Genomic DNA, 23,045 nt, shown 5'->3' on the forward strand with positions numbered 1-23,045 from the left:
CCTGTTCTGGCGGTGGCGCATGGTAGCACCGGCCTTGAGCGGCGCTCAACAATGCAGCCTGTGGCCGGCGGTCGCGTTATGCTTGGCAACATTCATACACAGAAGGAAACAGGATTCATGGCAGGAAGCAGTTTGCTGGTGCTGATCGATGACATCGCCACCGTTCTGGATGACGTTGCATTGATGACCAAGATGGCCGCGAAGAAGACCGCCGGGGTGCTCGGTGATGATCTGGCGCTCAATGCCCAGCAGGTTTCGGGCGTGCGCGCCGAGCGGGAAATTCCCGTGGTCTGGGCGGTGGCCAAGGGCTCGTTCGTCAACAAACTGATCCTCGTGCCGTCGGCATTGGCGATCAGCGCTTTCGTACCGTGGCTGGTGACACCACTGTTGATGGTCGGCGGCGCGTACCTGTGCTTCGAGGGTTTCGAGAAGCTCGCGCACAAGTTTCTGCACAGCAAAGAAGAAGACGAGGCAGAGCACACGCAGTTGACCGAAGCAGTGGCCGATCCAACGACCGATCTGGTGGCGTTCGAGAAGGACAAGATCAAAGGCGCAATCCGCACTGACTTCATTCTTTCGGCAGAAATCATTGCGATCACCCTCGGCACCGTGGCAGATGCCTCGCTGACGCAGCAAGTGGTGGTCATGTCCGGCATCGCCATTGTCATGACCGTGGGCGTTTACGGTTTGGTGGCGGGCATCGTCAAGCTCGACGATCTGGGGCTGTGGCTGACACAGAAGCCCGGGCAGATGGCGAAAAAGATCGGCGGCGGCATTCTCAGCGCCGCGCCGTACATGATGAAAACCCTGTCGGTGGTCGGCACGGCGGCGATGTTCCTGGTCGGCGGCGGCATCCTGACCCATGGCGTGCCGGTGCTGCATCACTGGATCGAAGGTGTTGGCGCAGCGGCAGGGAGCGCCGGGTTCGCCGTGCCGATGCTGCTCAATGGTGTCGCGGGGATTATTGCCGGGGCTGTGGTGTTGGCCGTGGTTTCGGTCGTAGGCAAGCTGTGGAAAGCGCTGAAGGGTTAATCAGCAACACATAACAAATGTGGGAGCGAGCCTGCTCGCGAATGCGGTAGTCCAGTCAATAATTGATAAAGACTGATACTCCGCGTTCGCGAGCAGGCTCGCTCCCACAGTGTTTTGCGGCAGCCGATTTACTCGGCGATCTGCAACTTGCGCGCTTCGGTGTACACGTACCGCACTTTCTCGTACTCGAACGGCGAGTTCATCTGACCGTAGCGGAAGCTGGTCTGGTAGCGCTTGTCGATCGCACGCAAAGCCCAGACTTCCGGGTGGTTGGAGCTGACTTCGGCGACGTTGAGGAAGTTGATCGCAGTGTCGGCGGTGTAATCCACGGCCAGACCTGCGGTGTCGCGGATGTTCGACGGACCGAAGATCGGCAGTACGAAGTAGGCGCCGCCCGGTACGCCGTAGAAGCCCAGGGTCTGACCGAAATCTTCGTTCTGGCGCGGCAGGCCCATGGCGGTGGCCGGGTCCCACAGGCCGGCGATGCCGATGGTGGTGTTGAGCAGCAGGCGCGCGGTGGTTTCCATCGAGCGCTGGCCCTTGAACTGCAACAGGCTGTTGACCAGGTTCGGCACGTCGCCAATGTTGTTGAAGAAGTTGCTCACCCCGGTACGCACGAAGCTTGGCGTGATGTAGCGATAACCATCGACCACTGGCAGGAACACCCACTGGTCGAAGCGGTAGTTGAAGTGATAGACCCGGCGGTTCCACGATTCCAGCGGGTCATAGACGTTCAGCGCATTGAGCGTGGAGCGTTCGAATTCGCGCTGATCCAGGCCCGGGTTGAACTTGAGTTTGGTCAGCGGCTGCTTGAAGCCGTCGCTGTCGACCACCACCGGTGCATCGGCTTTACTGTTGTCGGCCTGGGCCACGCCTGCACAGAGGAACGCTGCAATCAGCAGGAGATATTTAGCCACGGAAGAACTCCAGCATGGCGTCGCTGTTGACGCGGTAGTTAAGGTTGCCGCAGTGGCCGCCCAGTGGATAAACGGTCAGGCGATCACCGAAGGTTTTCCGCAGGAAGCCCAGGTCGCCAGGGCCGAGGATGACGTCATCGGCGTTGTGCATCACGGCGATTTTCGGGCTGTCGTGCAGGTAATCCTTGAGCGCATACAGGCTGACCTGATCGATCAGTTGCAGCAGGCTGCCGCCATCAGTGCGCGCGCGCCACATCGGAATAACCTGTTCGGTGATGTAGCAGTCGAAATCGCATTGCAGTGCACGCTTGAGGAACGGCGTGAGGCTGGTGCCTTCGGTGATCGGGAATTTCGGCGGGGTGATCAGGCCGCGACGGTTGACCAGGTCCGAGGTGTAGGCAATGTCGGCTGCAGAAAAGCGGAACGACGTGCCGATGAGCATGGCCATCTGTTCGTTGGTCAGGTGCTGTTTGGACTGCTGGAAGTCATACAGCAGCGCATCGTTGAGATCGATGTAGCCTTTTTGTTGGAAGTAACGGGTCAGCTTGGTCAGTACCAGTTCATAGAACGTGGTGCTGTTGTTGATGCCCTTGACCTCGGTCTGTACCAGCTTGTCGAGGTTGGTCACCGAGGTGTAGAGGTTGACCGGCGGGTTGAGCAGCAGGACTTTCTTGAAGTTGAAGCTGCGGCGCGTTTCGTCCAGATGCGCGACGAACGCGGCATCGAGGGCGCCGAGGCTGTAACCGGTCAGGTAATACTCGGTGACCGGCAGTTTCGGGTTCTGCGCCCGCACGGCCTGCATCACCCGGTACATGTCTTCGGCATCTTCCTTGGTCACGCCCGGCGTGGCGAAACGCGAGGCGGCGCTGATGAAGTCGAAGCTGGTCGGCGACGACAACTGCACGACATGGTAGCCGGCCTTGTAATACAGCTTTTTCAGGTATTCGTTGAGCGTGCTGTCAAAGCGCGCGCCGGTGCCGGCGATCAGGAAGATCAGCGGCGCAGGTTTGTCCTGCGTGGCGATGCGGTAGGTGAGTTTTTTGACTGCCCAGAAATTGTCCGGCAGCTGGAATTCACGCTCCGGGCGCAGGGTGAGGCTGCGGTCCGTTTGATTGATGTCGTCGTCCAGCGGCAGCTCCGGACGCAGGTCCGGTGGTGTCGTGGCGATCGTCGCCTCGAACGGGTTGGTCAGCGGGTAGCCATAGCTGGCGGCGTCGATATCCGCCGCCAGCGCGGACGCACTCAAGATAAGGCCGCTGAACAGCGCGGCGAAGCGCAAGGAACGGAGCATGACTAGATCCCTTAGAGGAAGGTGCCGATTGAAGTTCGCAGGCTATGACCACCGGCCGTACGCCAAAGTGCCATGCTGCGGCACCAAACAGGCGGAATTCGGGGTAATAGTAGCTGGACGATACACGTTGCGAGGGCTCGCTGAACAGTTAACAGTTGTTAGTGCTTGCGAATGCCGGTCGGCAGATTAAGCTGGCCGCCGATTTCCGCAGATTGGAGTGCTCCATGTCCCGCCGCTTGCCCGTTATTGTGCTGCTCGTTTTGTTGCCGCTGTGGCTGGCCGCCAGTTATGCCGCGCGCTATGGCTTCATGGAAGACGGGCAGTGGGTGGGCATCTGTGTCGACGAGGCCGGTCGTTGGGAGTGCCTGGTGCGGTCGAACCTCGGGCTGATGATTCATTTCAAGGTGCTGGGCTGGGCGGCGGTGGGCGCGGCGGTATTGGCGTTTGTATTGCCGGGACGGACAGGGTGGTGGCTGGCGGTGCTGGCGCTGGTGTTCGGCCTGCCGGCGCTGGCGTTGTACAACACCACGTTAGCGGTATTTGCGGTGGTGATTGCCGGGTTGCGCCTGGTCCGCGAGTCCCGCAGCGCGTGACAGTCAGTCATCGCGGGCAAGCCCGCTCCACAGGGGATTTGTGAACGCCACAGATCCAATGTGGGAGCGAGCCTGCTCGCGAAGAGGCCTGAACCGCTCTGATGATCAGAGGTTGCGAACCCGCAGGCAGCGCCACAACGCCACCACCATCAAGCCACTCACCAGCGCCCAACCCCACGCCTGCTGATTCAGCATCCCTTCCTGATACAACTGCGGTGCAATCCCCGCGCCGACGATAAAGGTCAGCAGAGCAATCTCCCGACGCGGCACGCTCACCGGGCGGCACAGGTAGACCAGCGCCGGCAGCACGAACGCCATGCTGGCGAAACTGCGATAACGCGGATCGAAGACCATCTCCAGCATCATCACCGCCGCGGCAAAACCGGCCGCCGCGACCAGCCAGCCGGCGCGCCGCTCGAGGAAGTCGAAGGCTCGCGCGCGCCAACCGTTGCGTGCGCTCAACGTCAGCGCGGCATGCGCGAGCACTAACAGATTCAACCCGGTCAGCAAGCCGACCCACAGCCATTCCCCGGCAAACCGCGTGGTCAGCCGCGCCAGATCGCCCCAGGCGCTAATCGAGCAAGCAGCGACGGCGCCTAGCAGTGGCAGCAGCAGCGCCGAAACTGTAGTGCGGACAGCACCGCCAAGGATCAGCGTGCCGAGGAAAATCAAAGCACCGACTGCCAGCCATTCTTTCCAGTACGGCACGTTGCTCACCGGCCCGGCGAGCACGCCCTTGTCCTGCCGATCGGCATCGAACAGCCCCCAATAGCCGCCGACCGCGCCTTCACTGCCGCGCTTCCACGGTTGGTCGAAGGCTTCGATCAGGTTGTAACGCCAGCCTTCCTGCTCGGCCATCGCCACGAATCCACGAATGAATTTCGCCTCGTTGACCCGGCTCGGCACGGCGGTTTCGCGCTGGCGGCCTTCGCTGGGCCAACCGGTTTCGCCGATCATCACGTCCTTGGGCGCGAACTTGTTGCCGAACACCTGACGCACATCCGCCACATGCCGCAGCGCCACGTCGATGTTCGACGGATCGTCTTCCCAGTACGGCAGCAGGTGAATGGTCAGAAAGTCCACAGCCGGGGCGATTTCCGGATGCTTGAGCCAGAATTCCCAGACGTCGGCGTAGGTCACCGGTTGCTTGACCTGGCTTTTGACCTTGTTGATCAACCGCGCCAGTTGCGCGCCAGTGACCTCTTTGCGCAGCAGCGCTTCGTTGCCGACGATCACCGCCGTGACCACGTCGGGGTTGGCATTGGCCGATTTGATCAGCAGGTCGACTTCCTGCTCGGTGTCGACCGGGTTGCTGTTGACCCAGGCGCCGATCATCAACTTCAGACCGTGCTTGCGCGCCAGATCGGGCAGGGCGTCGAGGCCGGTCATCGAGTAGGTGCGGATGCATTCAAAGCGCGTCGCCAGCAGTGCGAGGTCGGCATCCATGCGCGCCGGGCGCAACTTGAACGGCACGTCGAACGGTGACTGGTCTTTGTCGAACGGCGTGTAGGAGGCGCATTGCAGCTTGTGCGTCGGGGTTGCAGCGTCCGGCAGGATCACCGGTTGGCCGAGGCCATACCAGAAACCGCCAAGGGCCAGGAGCCCGAGCAGGCAGGTGAACAGATAAGGCAGAAAAGGAAATCGGTACGTCGCGGACATGGTCAGGCCGAGTGGCTGCAAAGCGACGCATGTTACCTGCATTTATAGATGGGCAGGTGGCTCGCAGGCGTTGTACATGCAAAGTTCGGGCGGATTGTCTGGCGTCAATTAATCTCGCTTGATTAATGGCTTTCTGATGTCGTTTCTCGCTGCCTTGAGGTCGCTGACAGAGCAGGTCGCCGGCCGCTTGAGGTTGATGATCAAACCATCAGTACCCTTTTTGAAAAATCGGCTGATGTTCGGTGTGTGAGGTCCGGCGTGATGGGGGCGCTGTGCACCATAACAATACGTTGACGATGCCCGGCATCCGTCGGGCGCAGCATTTCGGGGAAGTAAACGATGAAGATGCGACGACTTTTAGGCGCAGGTGCCGCTTTGGCGCTTGCGATGAGTTCCACTTTCGCCAACGCTGAAAAACAGACCCTGAACATCGGTTACGTTGACGGCTGGTCCGACAGCGTCGCGACCACCCACGTGGCGGCCGAAGTGATCAAACAGAAGCTCGGTTATGACGTGAAGCTGCAGGCCGTCGCCACCGGGATCATGTGGCAGGGCGTGGCCACCGGCAAACTCGACGCCATGCTCTCGGCCTGGCTGCCCGTGACCCACGGTGACTATTGGACGAAAAACAAGGATCAGGTCGTCGATTACGGCCCGAACTTCAAGGACGCGAAGATCGGCCTGATCGTGCCGGAGTACGTCAAAGCCAAATCGATCGAAGACCTGAAAACCGACGATACCTTCAAAAACCGCATTGTCGGCATCGACGCCGGTTCAGGCGTAATGCTCAAGACCGATCAGGCGATCAAGGATTACGGTCTGGACAAGTACAGCCTCAAGGCCAGCTCTGGCGCCGGCATGATCGCCGAGCTGACTCGCGCCGAGAAGAAAAACGAATCCATCGCTGTCACCGGTTGGGTGCCGCACTGGATGTTCGCCAAGTGGAAACTGCGCTTCCTCGACGACCCGAAAGGCGTGTATGGCCAGGCTGAAACCGTGAACAGCATCGGCAGCAAAGGCCTGGACGCCAAGGCGCCGGAAGTGGCCAAGTTCCTGAAAAACTTCCAGTGGGCGTCGAAAGACGAAATCGGCGAGGTCATGCTGGCGATCCAGGACGGCGCCAAGCCTGATGCAGCCGCCAAGGACTGGGTGGCCAAACACCCGGATCGTGTAGCTGACTGGACCAAATAATTTAAACACCGCCACACCCCTGTGGGAGCGAGCCTGCTCGCGAATGCAATCTGTCAGTTGATGCAATATCGACTGATACGACGCCTTCGCGAGCAGGCTCGCTCCCACAGTTGTTTTTGTGTGCTTGAAAATGGCCAGAACATCATGGCCATCTACTACTAAGGTCGTCTGGAACCTCTCTCGCAGCCGCATACATTAGCTACGTTCCAACAATAATTTGTGCTGCGAGGATAAAAACAATGAACGACAGCATTTACCTCTCGATTCAAAACAGTCCCCGATTCAAGGAGCTGGTTCAGAAACGGGAACGATTCGCCTGGATTCTCTCGGCAATCATGCTTGGGCTGTACTCCGCATTCATCCTGCTGATCGCATACGGGCCGCACGTGCTCGGGGCGAAACTCAGTCCTGAATCCTCGATCACCTGGGGCATCCCGATCGGTGTCGGCCTGATCATTTCAGCCTTCGTCCTGACCGGCATCTACGTGCGCCGCGCCAATGGCGAGTTCGACGACCTGAACAATGCGATTCTCAAGGAGGCTCAGCAATGATCCGGCGTCTACTGGCTCTATTGAGTGTTGCGGCTTTCGCGCCGAGTGTCTGGGCGGCTGACGCGTTGACGGGGGAGGTGGCCAAACAGCCGCTGAACATTCCGGCGATCCTGATGTTCGTGGCCTTCGTCGGCGCGACGTTGTACATCACCTACTGGGCTTCGAAGAAAAACAATTCGGCCGCCGATTATTATGCGGCGGGCGGTAAGATCACCGGTTTCCAGAACGGCCTGGCGATCGCTGGCGACTACATGTCGGCGGCGTCCTTCCTGGGGATTTCCGCGCTGGTGTTCACCTCCGGCTATGACGGCCTGATCTACTCGATCGGCTTCCTGGTGGGCTGGCCGATCATTCTGTTCCTGATCGCCGAACGCCTGCGCAACCTGGGTAAATACACCTTTGCCGACGTGGCGTCCTACCGTCTCGGGCAAACCCAGATTCGCACCCTGTCCGCCTGCGGTTCGCTGGTGGTGGTGGCGTTCTACCTGATCGCGCAAATGGTCGGTGCCGGCAAGCTGATCCAGCTGCTGTTCGGCCTCGATTACCACGTTGCGGTGATTCTGGTCGGCGTGCTGATGTGCATGTATGTGCTGTTCGGCGGCATGCTCGCGACCACTTGGGTGCAGATCATCAAGGCAGTTTTGCTGCTGTCCGGTGCCTCGTTCATGGCGCTGATGGTGATGAAGCACGTCGGCTTCGACTTCAACACGCTGTTCTCCGAAGCGATCAAGGTGCACGCCAAGGGTGAGGCAATCATGAGCCCGGGCGGTCTGGTGAAGGATCCGATCTCGGCATTCTCGCTGGGTCTGGCGCTGATGTTCGGCACCGCTGGCCTGCCGCACATTCTGATGCGCTTCTTCACCGTGAGTGACGCAAAAGAGGCGCGCAAGAGCGTGCTGTACGCTACCGGCTTCATTGGCTACTTCTACATCCTGACCTTCATCATCGGCTTCGGCGCGATCCTGCTGGTCAGCACCAACCCGGCCTTCAAAGATGCAGCGGGCGCCTTGCTCGGCGGCAACAACATGGCGGCGGTGCACCTGGCCAACGCGGTGGGCGGCAGCATCTTCCTAGGCTTCATCTCGGCAGTGGCGTTCGCGACCATTCTGGCTGTGGTAGCCGGTCTGACGCTGGCGGGTGCTTCGGCGGTTTCTCACGACCTGTACGCCAGTGTGATCAAGAAGGGCAAGGCCAACGAGAAGGATGAGATTCGCGTGTCGAAGATCACCACTATCGCCCTGGCGGTGCTGGCGATTGGTCTGGGCATTCTGTTCGAAAGCCAGAACATTGCGTTCATGGTCGGCCTGGCGTTCTCCATCGCGGCGAGCTGCAACTTCCCTGTGCTGCTGCTTTCGATGTACTGGAAGAAGCTGACCACTCGCGGCGCGATGATCGGCGGCTGGCTGGGTCTGGTGAGTGCTGTTGGTCTGATGATCCTCGGCCCGACCATCTGGGTGCAGATTCTGCATCACGAGAAGGCGATCTTCCCTTACGAATATCCGGCGCTGTTCTCGATGATGATTGCGTTCATCGGGATCTGGTTCTTCTCGATTACTGACAAGTCGGCGGCTGCGGACAATGAGCGGGCGCTGTTCTTCCCGCAGTTTGTGCGTTCGCAGACCGGGTTGGGGGCGAGTGGGGCGGTTTCGCACTAAGAGATCAGCTGTAAGCTGCAAGCTGCAAGAAAACGCCCTGATTGAGAGATTGGGGCGTTTTTTGTGGGCGTTTATCGGTTGGTTTGGTGTGTATATCCGTTTTTTGCAGTGCTGCGGCTGGCGGTTTCGCCCTTACGGCGACTTACTTTTTTACAAGCGCCTAAAAAAGTAAGCAAAAAACGCTAGCTCCTACGTTCGGCCCGCTCGCTGGGGCTCGGGGTTCCTTCGCTCCGGGACTGATCCGGGCGCAGCGGCTCCGGTTTGCTTCGCTGCACCTCCTTCCGCTGTGTCTGGCTGCGCCAGACGGTCGCTACGCTCCCACGCCCGGATCAATCCCTCCACTCAGCCTTCCGACGTCGCCCGTAGATCAAAAGCACTCGAGCTTGCGCTCATTGTTGAGTGGGGCGGCTTCGCCGCAGGCAGCTGCGCTGCTTTGCTTTCTGTGGGAGCGAGCCTGCTCGCGAAGGCGGCCTGACAGCCGACCAGGTCTTGAGCTAGCACGCGATCCAACTGGAGCTGCCGAAGGCTGCGATCTTTTGATCTGGCTTTTGCTTTTGCTGTGGCTTTTGATCCGGCTTTTGATCTCTTGCCCCTTCGGCAGGCTTCGTTACGGGATCGATCCGGGTGTGGGAGCGCAGCGACCGTACGACGCAGTCGTACACAGCGGAAGGAGGTGCAGCGAAGCAAACCGTAGCCGCTGCGCCCGGATCGGTCCCGTAACGAAGGTACCCCGAGCCCCAGCGAGCGGGCCGTACGCCGGGGCAAAGCCTTTTGGGTTACCTTTTTGGCGTCTGAAAAAGGTGACTCGCTGTAAGAGCGAAACCGCCAGCGGCAGCACCCGCAGCAACGGATATGCCCCCAAAATCCAAGAACCAGTCGGCCCGAAGGCCGCTGAGGCCACAAACAAAAACGGCCTCTATATAAGAGGCCGTTCCTGACACACCACTAAACCATCACAAAAAAGAAAAACCCTTATTTGCGATCTTCCAGTTTGGTAATGTCACGCGACTCGTAACCGGTGTACAGCTGGCGCGGACGGCCAATCTTGTACGGGCTCGAAAGCATTTCTTTCCAGTGCGAAATCCAGCCCACAGTACGCGCCAGGGCGAAAATCACCGTGAACATGCTGGTTGGAATGCCGATCGCCTTGAGGATGATCCCCGAGTAGAAGTCGACGTTCGGGTACAGCGAGCGCTCGATGAAGTACGGGTCGGTCAGGGCGATCTCTTCCAGGCGCATGGCCAGTTCGAGTTGCGGATCGTTGTTGATGCCCAGTTCCTTCAGCACTTCGTCGCAGGTCTGCTTCATGACAGTCGCGCGAGGGTCGCGGTTCTTGTAGACGCGGTGACCGAAGCCCATCAACTTGAACGGATCGTTCTTGTCCTTGGCCTTGGCGATGAACTTGTCGATGTTCGACACATCGCCAATCTCGTCGAGCATGGTCAGCACGGCTTCGTTCGCACCGCCGTGGGCAGGGCCCCACAGTGCGGCGATACCGGCGGCGATGCAGGCGAACGGGTTGGCACCCGAAGAGCCGGCCAGACGCACGGTGGAGGTCGAAGCGTTCTGCTCGTGGTCGGCGTGGAGGATGAAGATCCGATCCATGGCCTTGGCGAGTACCGGGCTGATCGGTTTGATCTCGCACGGGGTGTTGAACATCATGTGCAGGAAGTTTTCCGCGTAAGTCAGATCGTTGCGCGGGTACATCATGGGTTGGCCCATGGAGTACTTGTAAACCATCGCTGCCAGGGTCGGCATCTTCGCAACCAGACGGATCGCGGAAATTTCGCGATGCTGCGGGTTATTGATGTCCAGGGAGTCGTGGTAGAAGGCCGAGAGGGCGCCGACTACACCGCACATGACGGCCATCGGGTGGGCGTCGCGACGGAAACCGTTGAAGAAGGTTTTCAGCTGCTCGTGAACCATGGTGTGGTTTTTCACGGTGCTGACGAACTGGGCCTTCTGTTCTGCGGTCGGCAATTCGCCGTTGAGCAGCAGGTAGCAGGTTTCCAGGTAGTCCGACTTTTCAGCCAGCTGTTCGATCGGGTAGCCGCGGTGCAACAAAATGCCGTTGTCGCCGTCGATATAGGTAATTTTCGATTCGCACGAAGCGGTCGACATGAAACCCGGGTCGAAAGTGAAGCGGCCCGTGGCCGTCAGGCCCCGAACATCGATTACATCGGGACCAACGGTGCCGGTTAAAATGGGCAGCTCGACGGGGGCTGCGCCCTCGATGATCAACTGCGCTTTTTTGTCAGCCATGTGGCCTCCTATTTATGCTTGAACCATCAGACAGACCCCCCACGCAGGGCCCGCACCACTATAGTGAGATAAATTCGAATGTCAATTTGCCTAAAGTCTTGCTCCAGAAGGCTTTAAGCCGACTTTTTCCTCGAAATTGCCTGCCATTTACGCCTTTTATGCAACTTGTGCAATCCGCTATTGGGGGTAGGTGAACGCGTTGTCATTAGTAGCCTAACTGTCTATACTCGGCCACCGACCGCCAAGGGCTTTTGGGCTTGCTTTCATTGGGGGTCGCATCCCTGGGTGGTGGTTACCTGACCAGTGCACTCCCCAACAACTTTGCCCTGATTGTTAGGGGCTCTTCAGTGTGAAAAAAAAGCCGTGAAAAGCCAACGACCTGTAAACCTAGACCTAAGGACCATCAAACTCCCAGTCACTGCTTACACGTCCATTCTTCACCGTATCTCCGGTGTCATCCTCTTCGTGTGCCTTGCCATCATGCTTTACGCATTGGACAAGTCGCTGAGCTCCGAGGAAGGCTTCGGTCAGGTGAAAGCGTGTCTGACCAGTCCGCTAGCCAAGCTAGTGATTTGGGGCATCCTGTCCGCTCTGCTGTATCACCTGGTAGCCGGTGTGCGCCACTTGATCATGGACATGGGCATCGGTGAGACGCTGGAAGGCGGCAAACTGGGCTCGAAAATCGTTATCGCCGTTTCCGTGGTGGTAATCGTTCTGGCAGGAGTCTGGATATGGTAACTAACGTCACTAACCTGTCGCGTTCGGGCCTCTATGACTGGATGGCACAGCGTGTGTCTGCGGTCGTTCTCGCGGCTTACTTCATCTTTCTGATCGGATACATCGTCGCCAACCCTGGCCTCGAGTATGCCCAGTGGCATGAACTGTTCGCTCACAACGGAATGCGTATTTTCAGCCTGCTGGCCCTTGTTGCTCTGGGCGCCCACGCCTGGGTCGGCATGTGGACCATCGCGACCGACTACCTGACGCCAATGGCGTTCGGCAAGTCCGCAACGGCGATACGTTTCCTTTTCCAGGCAGTATGCGGCGTTGCGATGTTCGCTTACTTCGTCTGGGGTGTGCAGATTCTCTGGGGTATCTGATTCATGGCTAACATTCCAACGATTTCTTTCGACGCCATCATTATTGGTGGTGGCGGTGCCGGCATGCGCGCTGCGCTGCAGCTGGCACAGGGCGGCCACAAGACTGCGGTGATCACCAAGGTTTTCCCGACCCGTTCGCACACTGTGTCCGCACAGGGCGGCATCACGTGCGCCATCGCTTCCGCCGACCCGAACGATGACTGGCGCTGGCACATGTACGATACCGTCAAGGGTTCCGACTACATCGGTGACCAGGACGCTATCGAATACATGTGTCAGGAAGGCCCGGCCGCTGTTTTCGAGCTGGACCACATGGGTCTGCCGTTCTCGCGTACCGAGCAAGGCCGCATCTATCAGCGTCCGTTCGGTGGCCAGTCCAAGGACTACGGCAAGGGCGGTCAGGCTGCACGTACCTGTGCTGCATCCGACCGTACCGGTCACGCGCTGCTGCACACGCTTTATCAGGGCAACCTGAAAGCCGGCACTACGTTCCTCAACGAGTACTACGCTGTTGATCTGGTGAAAAACCAGGAAGGCGAATTCGTTGGTGTGATCGCGATCTGCATCGAAACCGGCGAAACCTCCTACATCCGTGCCAAGGCCACCGTTCTGGCCACTGGCGGTGCAGGCCGTATCTACGCGTCCACCACCAACGCCCTGATCAACACCGGTGACGGCGTCGGCATGGCTCTGCGTGCTGGCGTGCCGGTACAAGACATCGAAATGTGGCAGTTCCACCCGACCGGCATCGCCGGCGCCGGTGTACTGGTTACCGAAGGTTGCCGTGGTGAAGGTGGTTACCTGATCAACAAGCACGGCGAGCGTTTCATGGAGCGTTATGCTCCGAACGCGAAGGACCTTGCAGGTCGTGACGTGGTTGCCCGTTCGATGGTCAAGGAAATCATCGCCGGCAACGGTTGCGGTCCGAATGGCGACCACGTAATGCTCAAACTCGACCACCTGGGCGAGGAAGTGCTGCACAGCCGTCTGCCAGGCATCTGCGAACTGTCGAAGACTTTCGCCCACGTTGACCCGGTCGTTGCTCCGGTTCCGGTTGTGCCGACCTGCCATTACATGATGGGCGGCGTTGCCACCAACATTCATGGCCAGGCGATCACCCAGAACGCCGAAGGTCAGGACCAGATCATTCCTGGTCTGTTCGCGGTAGGCGAAGTGGCTTGCGTATCGGTACACGGTGCGAACCGTCTGGGCGGCAACTCGCTGCTCGACCTGGTGGTATTCGGTCGCGCTGCCGGCCTGCACCTGGAAAAGGCGTTGACCGATGGCATCGAATACGACGACGCTACCGAGTCCGACATCGAAGCTGCACTGTCGCGTCTGAACGCGCTGAACAACCGTACCGACGGTGAAGACGTAGCCACCCTGCGTCGCGAGCTGCAAAGCTGCATGCAGAACTACTTCGGTGTATTCCGTACCGGCGAATACATGCAGAAGGGCATCGCTCAGCTGGCCGATCTGCGCAAGCGTATCGCCAACGTGAAGATCAACGACAAGTCGCAAGCGTTCAACACTGCACGTATCGAAGCGCTGGAACTGCAGAACCTGCTGGAAGTGGCTGAAGCTACCGCCATCGCGGCCGAAGTACGTAAAGAGTCCCGCGGCGCTCACGCCCGTGAAGACTTCGAAGACCGTGATGACGAAAACTGGCTGTGCCACACCCTGTACTTCCCGGGTGACAAGCGCGTCACCAAGCGTGCCGTGAACTTCTCGCCGAAGACTGTTCCGACTTTCGAACCTAAAGTCCGGACTTATTAAGGGTGACCGCCATGTTGCAAGTCAGTGTTTATCGCTACAACCCTGATCAGGACGCTGCGCCGTTCATGCAGGATTTCCAGGTCGATACCGGTGGTAAAGACCTGATGGTGCTGGACGTGCTGGCCCTGATCAAAGAGCAGGACGAAGGTTTCTCCTATCGTCGCTCCTGCCGTGAAGGCGTCTGCGGCTCCGACGGCATGAACATCAACGGCAAGAACGGTCTGGCCTGCATCACGCCGCTGTCTGCCGTTGTAAAAGGCAACAAGCTGATCGTTCGTCCGCTGCCAGGTTTGCCGGTTATCCGTGACCTGGTCGTCGATATGAGCATCTTCTACAAGCAATACGAGAAGGTGAAGCCTTACCTGCAGAACGACACGCCGGCTCCGGCCATCGAGCGTCTGCAGTCGCCAGAAGAGCGCGAAAAGCTCGACGGTCTGTACGAGTGCATCCTGTGCGCCTGCTGCTCGACCTCTTGCCCGTCCTTCTGGTGGAACCCGGACAAGTTCCTGGGTCCTGCTGCGCTGCTGCAAGCCTACCGCTTCCTGGCAGACAGCCGCGACACCAAGACCAGCGAACGTCTGGCTTCACTTGACGACCCGTTCAGCGTTTTCCGCTGCCGGGGCATCATGAACTGCGTCAACGTATGTCCGAAAGGCCTGAACCCGACTAAGGCCATCGGTCACATCCGTAACATGCTGCTTTCGAGCGGCGTGTGATTCAGCTGCTGTAACCGTTGCACCGTAGAGGCTGTGGCGCGGGCTTCAACCCGCGTCATGGCTATAACCAGAGCCGTAGCCATAAGCTGCAGCTCTTCTTTTGAAGAAATGAGACAAGCAGGGGCATCCGGGCTGGTACCCGGACTATCAGTGTGATCCTAGGTGGCTTGTTTTAGTCGCTGCATTCGGACTTCTGCAAGTTTGCTCGGTGTCGACACCGATGGTGTTCCCCTAACCGAGGGTGACCAAGCATGCAAGAAAGCGTGATGCAGCGCATGTGGAACAGCGCCTACCTTTCAGGTGGAAACGCTGCCTATGTGGAAGAGCTTTATGAGCTCTACCTGCACGACCCTAACGCTGTGCCAGAAGAGTGGCGCACCTACTTTCAGAAGTTGCCAGCCGACGGCAACTCTGCCACTGATGTTTCGCACTCGACGATTCGCGATCATTTCGTGCTGCTGGCAAAGAACCAGCGCCGCGCCCAACCGGTTTCCGCCGGCAGCGTGAGCAGTGAGCACGAGAAGAAGCAAGTTGAAGTGCTGCGATTGATCCAGGCCTACCGTATGCGTGGCCACCAGGCAGCCCAGCTTGACCCGCTGGGGCTGTGGCAGCGTCCTGCACCTGCAGACCTGTCGATCAATCATTACGGCTTGACCAATGCCGATCTTGATACGACCTTCCGTGCCGGCGACCTGTTCATCGGCAAAGAGGAAGCGAGCCTACGCGAAATTCACGAAGCGTTGCAGCAGACATATTGCCGCACCATCGGCGCTGAATTCACGCACATCACCGATTCCGAGCAGCGCCAGTGGTTCCAGCAGCGTCTGGAAAGCGTGCGTGGTCGTCCGACGTACTCCGCCGACATCAAGAGCCACCTGCTTGAGCGCGTGACTGCCGGTGAAGGCCTGGAAAAATACCTCGGTACCAAATACCCGGGCACCAAGCGTTTCGGTCTGGAAGGCGGCGAAAGCCTGATTCCGATGCTCGACGAACTGATCCAGCGTTCCGGCTCGTACGGCACCAAGGAAGTTGTCATCGGCATGGCCCACCGTGGCCGTCTGAACGTTCTGGTCAATACCTTCGGCAAGAACCCGCGCGAGCTGTTCGACGAGTTCGAAGGCAAGAAGAAGGTCGAGCTCGGTTCCGGTGACGTTAAATACCACCAGGGCTTCTCGTCCAACGTGATGACCACCGGCGGTGAAGTTCACCTCGCCATGGCGTTCAACCCGTCCCACCTGGAAATCGTTTCCCCGGTGGTTGAAGGTTCGGTGCGCGCCCGTCAGGACCGTCGCAACGACCTGACCGGTGAGAAGGTACTGCCGATCTCCATCCACGGTGACGCGGCATTCGCCGGTCAGGGCGTGGTCATGGAAACCTTCCAGATGTCGCAGACCCGCGGTTTCAAGACCGGCGGTACCGTGCACATCGTGATCAACAACCAGGTCGGTTTCACCATCAGCAACCCGCTGGACTCGCGCTCCACCGAGTACGCCACCGACGTTGCCAAGATGATCCAGGCGCCGATCCTCCATGTGAATGGTGATGATCCGGAAGCCGTGCTGTTCGTGACCCAACTGGCCATCGACTACCGCATGCAGTTCAAGCGTGACGTGGTGATCGATCTGGTCTGCTACCGTCGTCGCGGCCACAACGAGGCCGACGAGCCAAGCGGCACCCAGCCACTGATGTATCAGCAGATCACCAAGCAGCGCACCACCCGTGAGCTGTACGCTGATCGCCTGACTCAGGCCGGTGTGCTTGACGCTGAACGCGTTCAGGCCAAGGTCGACGAATACCGCAACGCGCTGGACAACGGTCTGCACGTAGTGAAATCGCTGGTCAAAGAGCCGAACAAAGAGCTGTTCGTCGACTGGCGTCCGTACCTGGGCCACGCCTGGACTGCGCGTCACGACACGCGTTTCGATCTCAAGACCCTGCAAGAACTGTCCGCCAAGCTGCTGGAAATTCCGGAAGGCTTCGTGGTTCAGCGTCAGGTCGCGAAGATCTACGAAGACCGTCAGAAGATGCAAGCCGGCGGCCTGCCGATCAACTGGGGTTACGCCGAAACCATGGCGTACGCGACCCTGGCGTTCGAAGGTCACCCGATTCGCATGACTGGTCAGGACATCGGCCGCGGTACGTTCTCGCACCGTCACGCTGTGTTGCACAACCAGAAAGACGCGGGCACCTACATTCCGCTGCAGAACCTGTACGAAGGTCAGCCACGTTTCGACCTGTACGACTCGTTCCTCTCGGAAGAAGCGGTACTGGCATTTGAATACGGTTACTCGACCACCACGCCAAACGCGCTGGTGATCTGGGAAGCCCAGTTCGGCGACTTCGCCAACGGTGCTCAGGTCGTGATCGACCAGTTCATCACCAGCGGCGAGCACAAGTGGGGCCGTCTCTGCGGTCTGACCATGCTGCTGCCACACGGTTACGAAGGCCAAGGCCCTGAGCATAGCTCGGCTCGTCTTGAGCGTTACCTGCAGCTGTGCGCCGAGCACAACATTCAGGTGTGCATGCCGACCACGCCAGCACAGATCTACCACTTGCTGCGTCGTCAGGTGATCCGTCCGCTGCGCAAGCCGCTGGTCGTGCTGACGCCGAAGTCGCTGCTGCGCCACAAGCTGGCCATCTCGACGCTGGAAGATCTGGCCGAAGGTTCGTTCCAGACCGTGATCCCGGAAATCGATGCACTGGACCCGAAAAAGGTCGAGCGCGTGGTTCTGTGCAGCGGCAAGGTCTACTACGACCTGCTGGAAAAACGCCGTGCCGAAGGCCGCGAAGATATCGCCATCGTGCGTATCGAGCAGCTGTATCCGTTCCCTGAGGACGACTTGAAAGAAGTCCTGGCTCCATACACCAACGTCAAACACGCCGTTTGGTGTCAGGAAGAGCCGATGAACCAGGGTGCCTGGTACTGCAGCCAGCATCACTTGCGTCGCAGCATCGCCAACCTCGACAAGACTCTCGTACTTGAGTACGCGGGCCGTGAGGCTTCGGCTGCACCAGCTTGTGGTTACGCATCGATGCACGCCGAGCAGCAGGAAAAACTGCTGCAAGATGCTTTCACTGTTTAACGCCTTCGCGCTGACTGAAACCGAATTTTAAGGACCCACAGATAATGGCTATCGAAATCAAAGCCCCGTCATTCCCGGAATCGGTTGCCGATGGCACCGTTGCCACCTGGCACAAGAAACCAGGTGAGGCCGTCAAGCGTGACGACCTGATCGTCGACATCGAAACCGACAAAGTCGTGCTCGAAGTGTTGGCTGAAGCGGACGGCGTGCTGGGCGCAATCGTTGCCGAAGAGGGCGCTACCGTTCTGTCGAACCAGGTCCTGGGCTCGATCGAAGAGGGCGGCGCTGCTGCTGCCGCTCCTGCCGCCGCTGCTGCTCCGGCCGCTACTGCCGCTGCCGCACCAGCTGCTGCCGATGGCGAAGATGACCCGATCGCCGCTCCTGCCGCGCGCAAGCTGGCTGAAGAAAACGGCATCAACATCGCTTCCGTTGCCGGCACCGGCAAGGGCGGTCGTGTGACCAAGGAAGACGTGGTAGCAGCAGTTGCTGCGAAGAAAGCCGCTCCGGCTGCCGCACCTGCCAAGGCTGCTGCTCCTTCGGCTGCTGCGCCTGTGTTCGCTGCCGGCGACCGCATCGAGAAGCGCGTACCGATGACTCGCGTACGTGCCACCGTGGCCAAGCGTCTGGTTGAAGCCCAGTCGAACATGGCGATGCTGACCACGTTCAACGAAGTCGACATGACCGAAGTCATGGCCCTGCGTTCGAAGTACAAGGACCTGTTCGAGAAGTCCCACAACGGCGTACGCCTGGGCTTCATGTCGTTCTTCGTGAAAGCGGCCACCGAAGCGCTGAAACGCTTCCCGGCTGTCAACGCGTCGATCGACGGCGGCGACATCGTTTACCACGGCTATGCGGACATCGGCGTTGCCGTTTCCAGCGACCGTGGCCTGGTGGTACCGGTTCTGCGTAACGCCGAGCTGATGAGCCTGGCTGAAATCGAAGGCGGCATCGCAACATTTGGCAAGAAAGCCCGTGACGGCAAACTGTCGATGGACGAGATGACCGGTGGTACCTTCACCATCACCAACGGTGGTACCTTCGGTTCGATGATGTCGACGCCGATCGTCAACCCGCCGCAGGCAGCGATTCTGGGCATGCACAACATCATCCAGCGTCCGATGGCCATCAACGGTCAGGTCGTGATCCGTCCGATGATGTACCTGGCTCTGTCCTACGATCACCGCCTGATCGATGGCAAAGAAGCTGTGACCTTCCTGGTGACCATCAAGAACCTGCTGGAAGATCCGGCTCGTCTGTTGCTGGATATCTAAAAAGCAGCTGCAAGCTTTCAGCTACAAGCCTCAAGCTCAAGGCGAGCGGGTGGGCTTGCAGCTTGAAGCTTGCGGCTTGTAGCTTTATTGCTAAAGAGGATTTTTTGAATGTCGCAGAAATTTGACGTAGTAGTGATCGGTGCCGGCCCTGGTGGCTATGTAGCGGCCATCAAGGCTGCTCAGTTGGGCCTGACCACTGCCTGCATCGAGAAGTACACCGACGCAGAGGGCAAGCAAGCCCTGGGCGGTACCTGCCTGAACGTGGGTTGCATTCCTTCCAAGGCGCTGCTCGACAGCTCGTGGAAATACAAGGAAGCCAAAGAGAGCTTCAACGTTCACGGTATCTCGACCGGCGAAGTCAAAATGGACGTCGCTGCGATGGTTGGCCGCAAGGCTGGCATCGTCAAGAACCTGACTGGCGGCGTTGCCACCCTGTTCAAGGCCAACGGCGTTACTTCGATCCAGGGCCACGGCAAGCTGCTGGCCGGCAAGAAAGTCGAAGTCACCAAGCCGGACGGTTCGGTTGAAGTCATCGAAGCGGAAAACGTCATCCTCGCGCCAGGCTCGCGTCCGATCGACATTCCACCGGCCCCGGTTGACCAGAAAGTCATCGTCGATTCGACTGGCGCTCTGGAGTTCCAGTCCGTACCTAAGCGTCTGGGCGTGATCGGCGCTGGCGTGATCGGTCTGGAGCTGGGTTCGGTATGGTCGCGTCTGGGTGCAGAAGTGACTGTTCTCGAAGCGCTGGACACTTTCCTGATGGCAGCGGACACCGCTGTTTCCAAGGAAGCGCTGAAAACCCTGACCAAACAGGGTCTGGACATCAAGCTGGGCGCTCGCGTTACCGGTTCGAAAGTCAACGGCGAAGAAGTCGTCGTCAACTACACCGATGCCAACGGCGAACAGACCATCACTTTCGACAAGCTGATCGTTGCCGTTGGTCGCCGTCCGGTGACCACTGATCTGCTGTCTGCCGACTGCGGCGTGGAAATCGACGAGCGCGGTTTCATCGCGGTCGATGACCATTGCGTCACAGCTGTACCGGGCGTCTTCGCCATCGGTGACGTGGTTCGCGGCATGATGCTGGCCCACAAGGCTTCGGAAGAAGGCATCATGGTTGTCGAGCGCATCAAGGGCCACAAGGCTCAGATGAACTATGATTTGATCCCTTCGGTTATTTATACTCACCCGGAAATCGCGTGGGTTGGCAAAACCGAGCAGGCGCTGAAGGCCGAAGGCGTTGAAGTCAACGTCGGCACCTTCCCGTTCGCCGCTTCCGGCCGTGCCATGGCTGCCAACGATACCGGTGGTTTCGTCAAGGTCATCGCCGATGCCAAGACCGACCGCGTATTGGGCGTGCACGTGATTGGCCCGAGCGCTGCAGAACTGGTTCAGCAGGGCGCGATCGGTATGGAGTTCGGCACCAGCGCTGAAGACCTGGGCATGATGGTTTTCTCCCATCCGACCCTGTCCGAAGCCTTGCACGAAGCTGCTCTGGCAGTGAATGGCGGCGCCATTCACATTGCCAACCGCAAGAAGCGTTAAGACATAATAAGAAACCACGGCGGCAACGGCCCGTCGTGAGCCTTGCAAGCAAGACTCACCGCGGAATGTCCGCCGGACGCAGTCTTGCGTAGCCCAGCTACGCAAGCAGCAGTCACAGGTGGCGCGGCACTCAAACGAGCGCAGCGCCGAATGCGCAGTACCTAACGAAGACGGTAAAAAGCATGAATCTTCACGAGTATCAGGGTAAGCAGCTGTTCGCTGAATACGGCCTGCCAGTTTCCACTGGTTACGCAGTAGACACCCCGGAAGCAGCAGCAGAAGCTTGCGACAAAATCGGCGGCAACGAGTGGGTCGTCAAAGCCCAGGTTCACGCCGGTGGTCGCGGTAAAGCGGGCGGCGTAAAGCTGGTTCGCAGCAAAGAAGACGCCAAAGCCTTCGCACAGCAGTGGCTGGGCAAGCGTCTGGTGACTTACCAGACTGACGCCAATGGCCAGCCAGTCACCAAGATCCTGGTTGAATCGTGCACTGATATCGCTAAAGAGCTGTACCTGGGCGCTGTCGTTGACCGTTCGAGCCGTCGCATCGTGTTCATGGCTTCCACCGAAGGTGGCGTGGACATCGAGAAAATCGCTCACGACACTCCAGAAAAAATTCTCAAGGCCACTATCGATCCACTGGTTGGCGCTCAGCCATCCCAGGGTCGCGAGCTGGCATTCCAGCTGGGTCTGGAAGGCAAGCAGGTCACTCAGTTCGCCAAGATCTTCGTAGGTCTGGCCAAGCTGTTCAAAGACCACGACCTGGCTCTGCTGGAAGTGAACCCGCTGGTGATCAAGGCTGACGGCGATCTGCACTGCCTCGACGCGAAGATCAACATCGACGCCAACGCCATGTACCGTCAGCCTAAGCTGAAGGCTTTCCACGATCCGTCGCAGGACGATCCGCGCGAAGCGCACGCTGCCAAGTTCGAACTGAACTACGTAGCCCTGGAAGGCAACATCGGCTGCATGGTCAACGGTGCCGGTCTGGCCATGGGTACCATGGACATCGTCAACCTGCATGGCGGCAAGCCAGCCAACTTCCTCGACGTAGGCGGTGGCGCTACCAAGGAACGCGTTACTGAAGCGTTCAAGATCATCCTGTCCGACCAGAACGTCGCGGCAGTACTGGTCAACATCTTCGGCGGCATCGTTCGCTGCGACATGATTGCCGAAGGCATCATCGGCGCTGTGAAAGAAGTCGGCGTGAAAATCCCGGTTGTTGTTCGCCTTGAAGGCAACAACGCTGAGCTGGGCGCTAAAGTACTGGCAGAAAGCGGTTTGAACATCATCGCTGCTACCAGCCTGACCGACGCTGCTCAACAAGTTGTCAAAGCTGCGGAGGGCAAATAATGAGCGTCCTGATCAATAAAGACACCAAAGTTATCTGCCAGGGTATTACCGGTTCGCAAGGTAGTTTCCACACCCAGCAAGCCATCGAATACGGCACCAAGATGGTTGGTGGCGTAACTCCAGGCAAAGGCGGCACCGAGCACCTGGGTCTGCCAGTGTTCAACACCGTAAAAGACGCAGTAGCTGCCACTGGCGCTACCGCCAGCGTGATCTACGTTCCGGCTCCGTTCTGCAAGGACTCGATCCTGGAAGCGGCATTCGGCGGCATCAAGCTGATCGTCTGCATCACCGAAGGCATTCCTACCCTGGACATGCTGGACGCCAAGGTCAAGTGCGACGAGCTGGGCGTAGTCCTGATCGGCCCTAACTGCCCAGGCGTGATCACCCCAGGCGAATGCAAGATCGGCATCATGCCAGGTCACATTCACTTGCCAGGCAAGGTCGGTATCGTTTCGCGTTCCGGCACCCTGACCTACGAAGCTGTGAAGCAGACCACTGACGCCGGTTTCGGTCAGTCGACTTGCGTCGGCATCGGCGGTGACCCGATCCCGGGTTCGAACTTCATCGACATCCTGAAGCTGTTCCAGGAAGACCCGAAGACCGAGGCGATCGTGATGATCGGCGAGATCGGCGGTTCGGCTGAAGAAGAAGCGGCTGCCTACATCAAGGCTAACGTGACCAAGCCGGTTGTTTCCTACATCGCTGGTGTGACTGCTCCTCCGGGCAAGCGCATGGGCCATGCTGGCGCAATCATCTCTGGCGGCAAAGGCACTGCAGACGAGAAATTCGCTGCGCTGCAAGACGCAGGCGTAAAAACCGTGCGTTCGCTGGCAGACATCGGCAAGGCCTTGGCCGAGCTGACTGGCTGGGAAGTGAAGAAGTAAGCTTCGGCTGACTTTTTAGCTCCAGCAACAAAGGCCACCTTCGGGTGGCCTTTGTCGTTTCAGAGCAGCGGCAAGCTTCAAGCGGCTAGCTGCAAGATAGAAGCTTGCAGCTTGAAACTTGTAGCTTGCAGCTGCTTTTCTTATGTAAACGCGACACTGAAACGTCGCGT

At 58.9% G+C, this 23,045-nt stretch carries 18 protein-coding genes; 14 read left to right on the forward strand and 4 right to left on the reverse strand.

All coding sequences use genetic code 11. The annotated features are described in order from the left end of the window. Positions 1-117: 117 nt before the first annotated feature. The gene (locus BXA01_RS23990; protein WP_076566662.1) at positions 118-1,032 is read left to right on the forward strand and encodes a DUF808 domain-containing protein; all 915 of its coding nucleotides are present in this window, start codon (positions 118-120) and stop codon (positions 1,030-1,032) included. A gap of 128 nt (positions 1,033-1,160) precedes the next feature. On the opposite strand, the gene BXA01_RS23995 is transcribed toward BXA01_RS23990, so the two are convergent. Next, positions 1,161-1,949: an MlaA family lipoprotein gene (locus BXA01_RS23995; RefSeq protein ID WP_041479602.1), complete on the reverse strand. Its 789-nt coding sequence runs from the start codon at positions 1,947-1,949 to the stop codon at positions 1,161-1,163. Continuing rightward, entirely contained in the window at positions 1,942-3,240 is a 1,299-nt protein-coding gene (locus BXA01_RS24000) for a serine/threonine protein kinase (protein WP_076566665.1), read from the reverse strand. The genes BXA01_RS23995 and BXA01_RS24000 overlap by 8 nt, the downstream gene beginning before the upstream one ends. 224 nt (positions 3,241-3,464) lie before the next feature. Here BXA01_RS24000 and BXA01_RS24005 point away from each other — a divergent pair, with 224 nt between their 5' ends. Next, positions 3,465-3,833 carry a hypothetical protein gene (locus BXA01_RS24005; RefSeq protein WP_073472711.1) on the forward strand — a complete coding sequence of 123 codons (369 nt, stop codon included), beginning with the start codon at positions 3,465-3,467 and terminating at the stop codon, positions 3,831-3,833. Between the two features lie 105 nt (positions 3,834-3,938). On the opposite strand, the gene BXA01_RS24010 is transcribed toward BXA01_RS24005, so the two are convergent. Continuing rightward, entirely contained in the window at positions 3,939-5,534 is a 1,596-nt protein-coding gene (locus tag BXA01_RS24010; protein WP_076566668.1) for a glycoside hydrolase family 17 protein, read from the reverse strand. Between the two features lie 297 nt (positions 5,535-5,831). Here BXA01_RS24010 and BXA01_RS24020 point away from each other — a divergent pair, with 297 nt between their 5' ends. From BXA01_RS24020 to BXA01_RS24030, 3 genes are all read left to right on the forward strand, one after another. Continuing rightward, positions 5,832-6,683, forward strand: coding sequence for a glycine betaine ABC transporter substrate-binding protein (locus BXA01_RS24020; RefSeq protein ID WP_041479599.1), 852 nt, complete (start codon positions 5,832-5,834; stop codon positions 6,681-6,683). Between the two features lie 239 nt (positions 6,684-6,922). Continuing rightward, a complete protein-coding gene (locus BXA01_RS24025; protein ID WP_016771016.1) occupies positions 6,923-7,234 on the forward strand; it encodes a DUF485 domain-containing protein in 312 nt (103 codons plus the stop codon). Further along, a complete protein-coding gene (locus tag BXA01_RS24030) occupies positions 7,231-8,889 on the forward strand; it encodes a cation acetate symporter (protein ID WP_016771015.1) in 1,659 nt (552 codons plus the stop codon). The genes BXA01_RS24025 and BXA01_RS24030 overlap by 4 nt, the downstream gene beginning before the upstream one ends. 972 nt (positions 8,890-9,861) lie before the next feature. On the opposite strand, the gene gltA is transcribed toward BXA01_RS24030, so the two are convergent. Beyond that, positions 9,862-11,151 carry a citrate synthase gene (gene gltA / locus BXA01_RS24035; protein WP_003222994.1) on the reverse strand — a complete coding sequence of 430 codons (1,290 nt, stop codon included), beginning with the start codon at positions 11,149-11,151 and terminating at the stop codon, positions 9,862-9,864. A gap of 363 nt (positions 11,152-11,514) precedes the next feature. Between gltA and sdhC the strand changes: the two genes are divergently transcribed. The 9 genes from sdhC to sucD all read left to right on the forward strand — a co-directional run bounded on the left by sdhC (position 11,515) and on the right by sucD (position 22,875). Next, the gene (gene sdhC / locus BXA01_RS24040; RefSeq protein WP_016773673.1) at positions 11,515-11,889 is read left to right on the forward strand and encodes a succinate dehydrogenase, cytochrome b556 subunit; all 375 of its coding nucleotides are present in this window, start codon (positions 11,515-11,517) and stop codon (positions 11,887-11,889) included. Further along, entirely contained in the window at positions 11,883-12,251 is a 369-nt protein-coding gene (gene sdhD, locus BXA01_RS24045) for a succinate dehydrogenase, hydrophobic membrane anchor protein (protein ID WP_008049683.1), read from the forward strand. Before sdhC ends, sdhD begins: the two co-directional genes overlap by 7 nt. Positions 12,252-12,254: 3 nt before the next feature. Further along, the gene (sdhA, locus tag BXA01_RS24050) at positions 12,255-14,027 is read left to right on the forward strand and encodes a succinate dehydrogenase flavoprotein subunit (protein ID WP_024012149.1); all 1,773 of its coding nucleotides are present in this window, start codon (positions 12,255-12,257) and stop codon (positions 14,025-14,027) included. A gap of 11 nt (positions 14,028-14,038) precedes the next feature. Continuing rightward, a complete protein-coding gene (locus BXA01_RS24055) occupies positions 14,039-14,743 on the forward strand; it encodes a succinate dehydrogenase iron-sulfur subunit (RefSeq protein WP_016773675.1) in 705 nt (234 codons plus the stop codon). Between the two features lie 251 nt (positions 14,744-14,994). Beyond that, positions 14,995-17,826, forward strand: coding sequence for a 2-oxoglutarate dehydrogenase E1 component (locus tag BXA01_RS24060; RefSeq protein ID WP_076566671.1), 2,832 nt, complete (start codon positions 14,995-14,997; stop codon positions 17,824-17,826). Positions 17,827-17,870: 44 nt separating this feature from the next. Continuing rightward, a complete protein-coding gene (gene odhB, locus BXA01_RS24065; RefSeq protein WP_024012151.1) occupies positions 17,871-19,097 on the forward strand; it encodes a 2-oxoglutarate dehydrogenase complex dihydrolipoyllysine-residue succinyltransferase in 1,227 nt (408 codons plus the stop codon). Between the two features lie 108 nt (positions 19,098-19,205). Continuing rightward, positions 19,206-20,642 (forward strand): dihydrolipoyl dehydrogenase, encoded by a 1,437-nt coding sequence (lpdA, locus tag BXA01_RS24070; RefSeq protein WP_016773678.1) that lies wholly within the window; start codon positions 19,206-19,208, stop codon positions 20,640-20,642. A gap of 182 nt (positions 20,643-20,824) precedes the next feature. Further along, on the forward strand, positions 20,825-21,991 hold the full coding sequence (gene sucC, locus BXA01_RS24075; protein WP_016773679.1) for an ADP-forming succinate--CoA ligase subunit beta: 1,167 nt from the start codon (positions 20,825-20,827) through the stop codon (positions 21,989-21,991). Beyond that, the gene (gene sucD, locus BXA01_RS24080) at positions 21,991-22,875 is read left to right on the forward strand and encodes a succinate--CoA ligase subunit alpha (protein WP_016773680.1); all 885 of its coding nucleotides are present in this window, start codon (positions 21,991-21,993) and stop codon (positions 22,873-22,875) included. The genes sucC and sucD overlap by 1 nt, the downstream gene beginning before the upstream one ends. Positions 22,876-23,045 lie beyond the last annotated feature (170 nt).

This window comes from Pseudomonas sp. B10 (genome assembly GCF_900156235.1).
Lineage (GTDB): Bacteria > Pseudomonadota > Gammaproteobacteria > Pseudomonadales > Pseudomonadaceae > Aquipseudomonas > Aquipseudomonas siliginis.

Excerpts from the sequence above, each read along its gene's own strand:
- BXA01_RS24060 (WP_076566671.1), top strand. The coding sequence starts at position 14,995 with ATGCAAGAAAGCGTGATGCAGCGCATGTGGAACAGCGCCTACCTTTCA.
- sucD (WP_016773680.1), top strand. The coding sequence starts at position 21,991 with ATGAGCGTCCTGATCAATAAAGACACCAAAGTTATCTGCCAGGGTATT.
- gltA (WP_003222994.1), bottom strand. The coding sequence starts at position 11,151 with ATGGCTGACAAAAAAGCGCAGTTGATCATCGAGGGCGCAGCCCCCGTC.
- BXA01_RS24025 (WP_016771016.1), top strand. The coding sequence starts at position 6,923 with ATGAACGACAGCATTTACCTCTCGATTCAAAACAGTCCCCGATTCAAG.
- BXA01_RS23990 (WP_076566662.1), top strand. The coding sequence starts at position 118 with ATGGCAGGAAGCAGTTTGCTGGTGCTGATCGATGACATCGCCACCGTT.
- odhB (WP_024012151.1), top strand. The coding sequence starts at position 17,871 with ATGGCTATCGAAATCAAAGCCCCGTCATTCCCGGAATCGGTTGCCGAT.
- BXA01_RS24005 (WP_073472711.1), top strand. The coding sequence starts at position 3,465 with ATGTCCCGCCGCTTGCCCGTTATTGTGCTGCTCGTTTTGTTGCCGCTG.
- BXA01_RS24055 (WP_016773675.1), top strand. The coding sequence starts at position 14,039 with ATGTTGCAAGTCAGTGTTTATCGCTACAACCCTGATCAGGACGCTGCG.
- lpdA (WP_016773678.1), top strand. The coding sequence starts at position 19,206 with ATGTCGCAGAAATTTGACGTAGTAGTGATCGGTGCCGGCCCTGGTGGC.
- BXA01_RS24010 (WP_076566668.1), bottom strand. The coding sequence starts at position 5,534 with ATGCAGGTAACATGCGTCGCTTTGCAGCCACTCGGCCTGACCATGTCC.
- sucC (WP_016773679.1), top strand. The coding sequence starts at position 20,825 with ATGAATCTTCACGAGTATCAGGGTAAGCAGCTGTTCGCTGAATACGGC.
- BXA01_RS24030 (WP_016771015.1), top strand. The coding sequence starts at position 7,231 with ATGATCCGGCGTCTACTGGCTCTATTGAGTGTTGCGGCTTTCGCGCCG.
- BXA01_RS24020 (WP_041479599.1), top strand. The coding sequence starts at position 5,832 with ATGAAGATGCGACGACTTTTAGGCGCAGGTGCCGCTTTGGCGCTTGCG.
- sdhD (WP_008049683.1), top strand. The coding sequence starts at position 11,883 with ATGGTAACTAACGTCACTAACCTGTCGCGTTCGGGCCTCTATGACTGG.
- sdhA (WP_024012149.1), top strand. The coding sequence starts at position 12,255 with ATGGCTAACATTCCAACGATTTCTTTCGACGCCATCATTATTGGTGGT.
- BXA01_RS24000 (WP_076566665.1), bottom strand. The coding sequence starts at position 3,240 with ATGCTCCGTTCCTTGCGCTTCGCCGCGCTGTTCAGCGGCCTTATCTTG.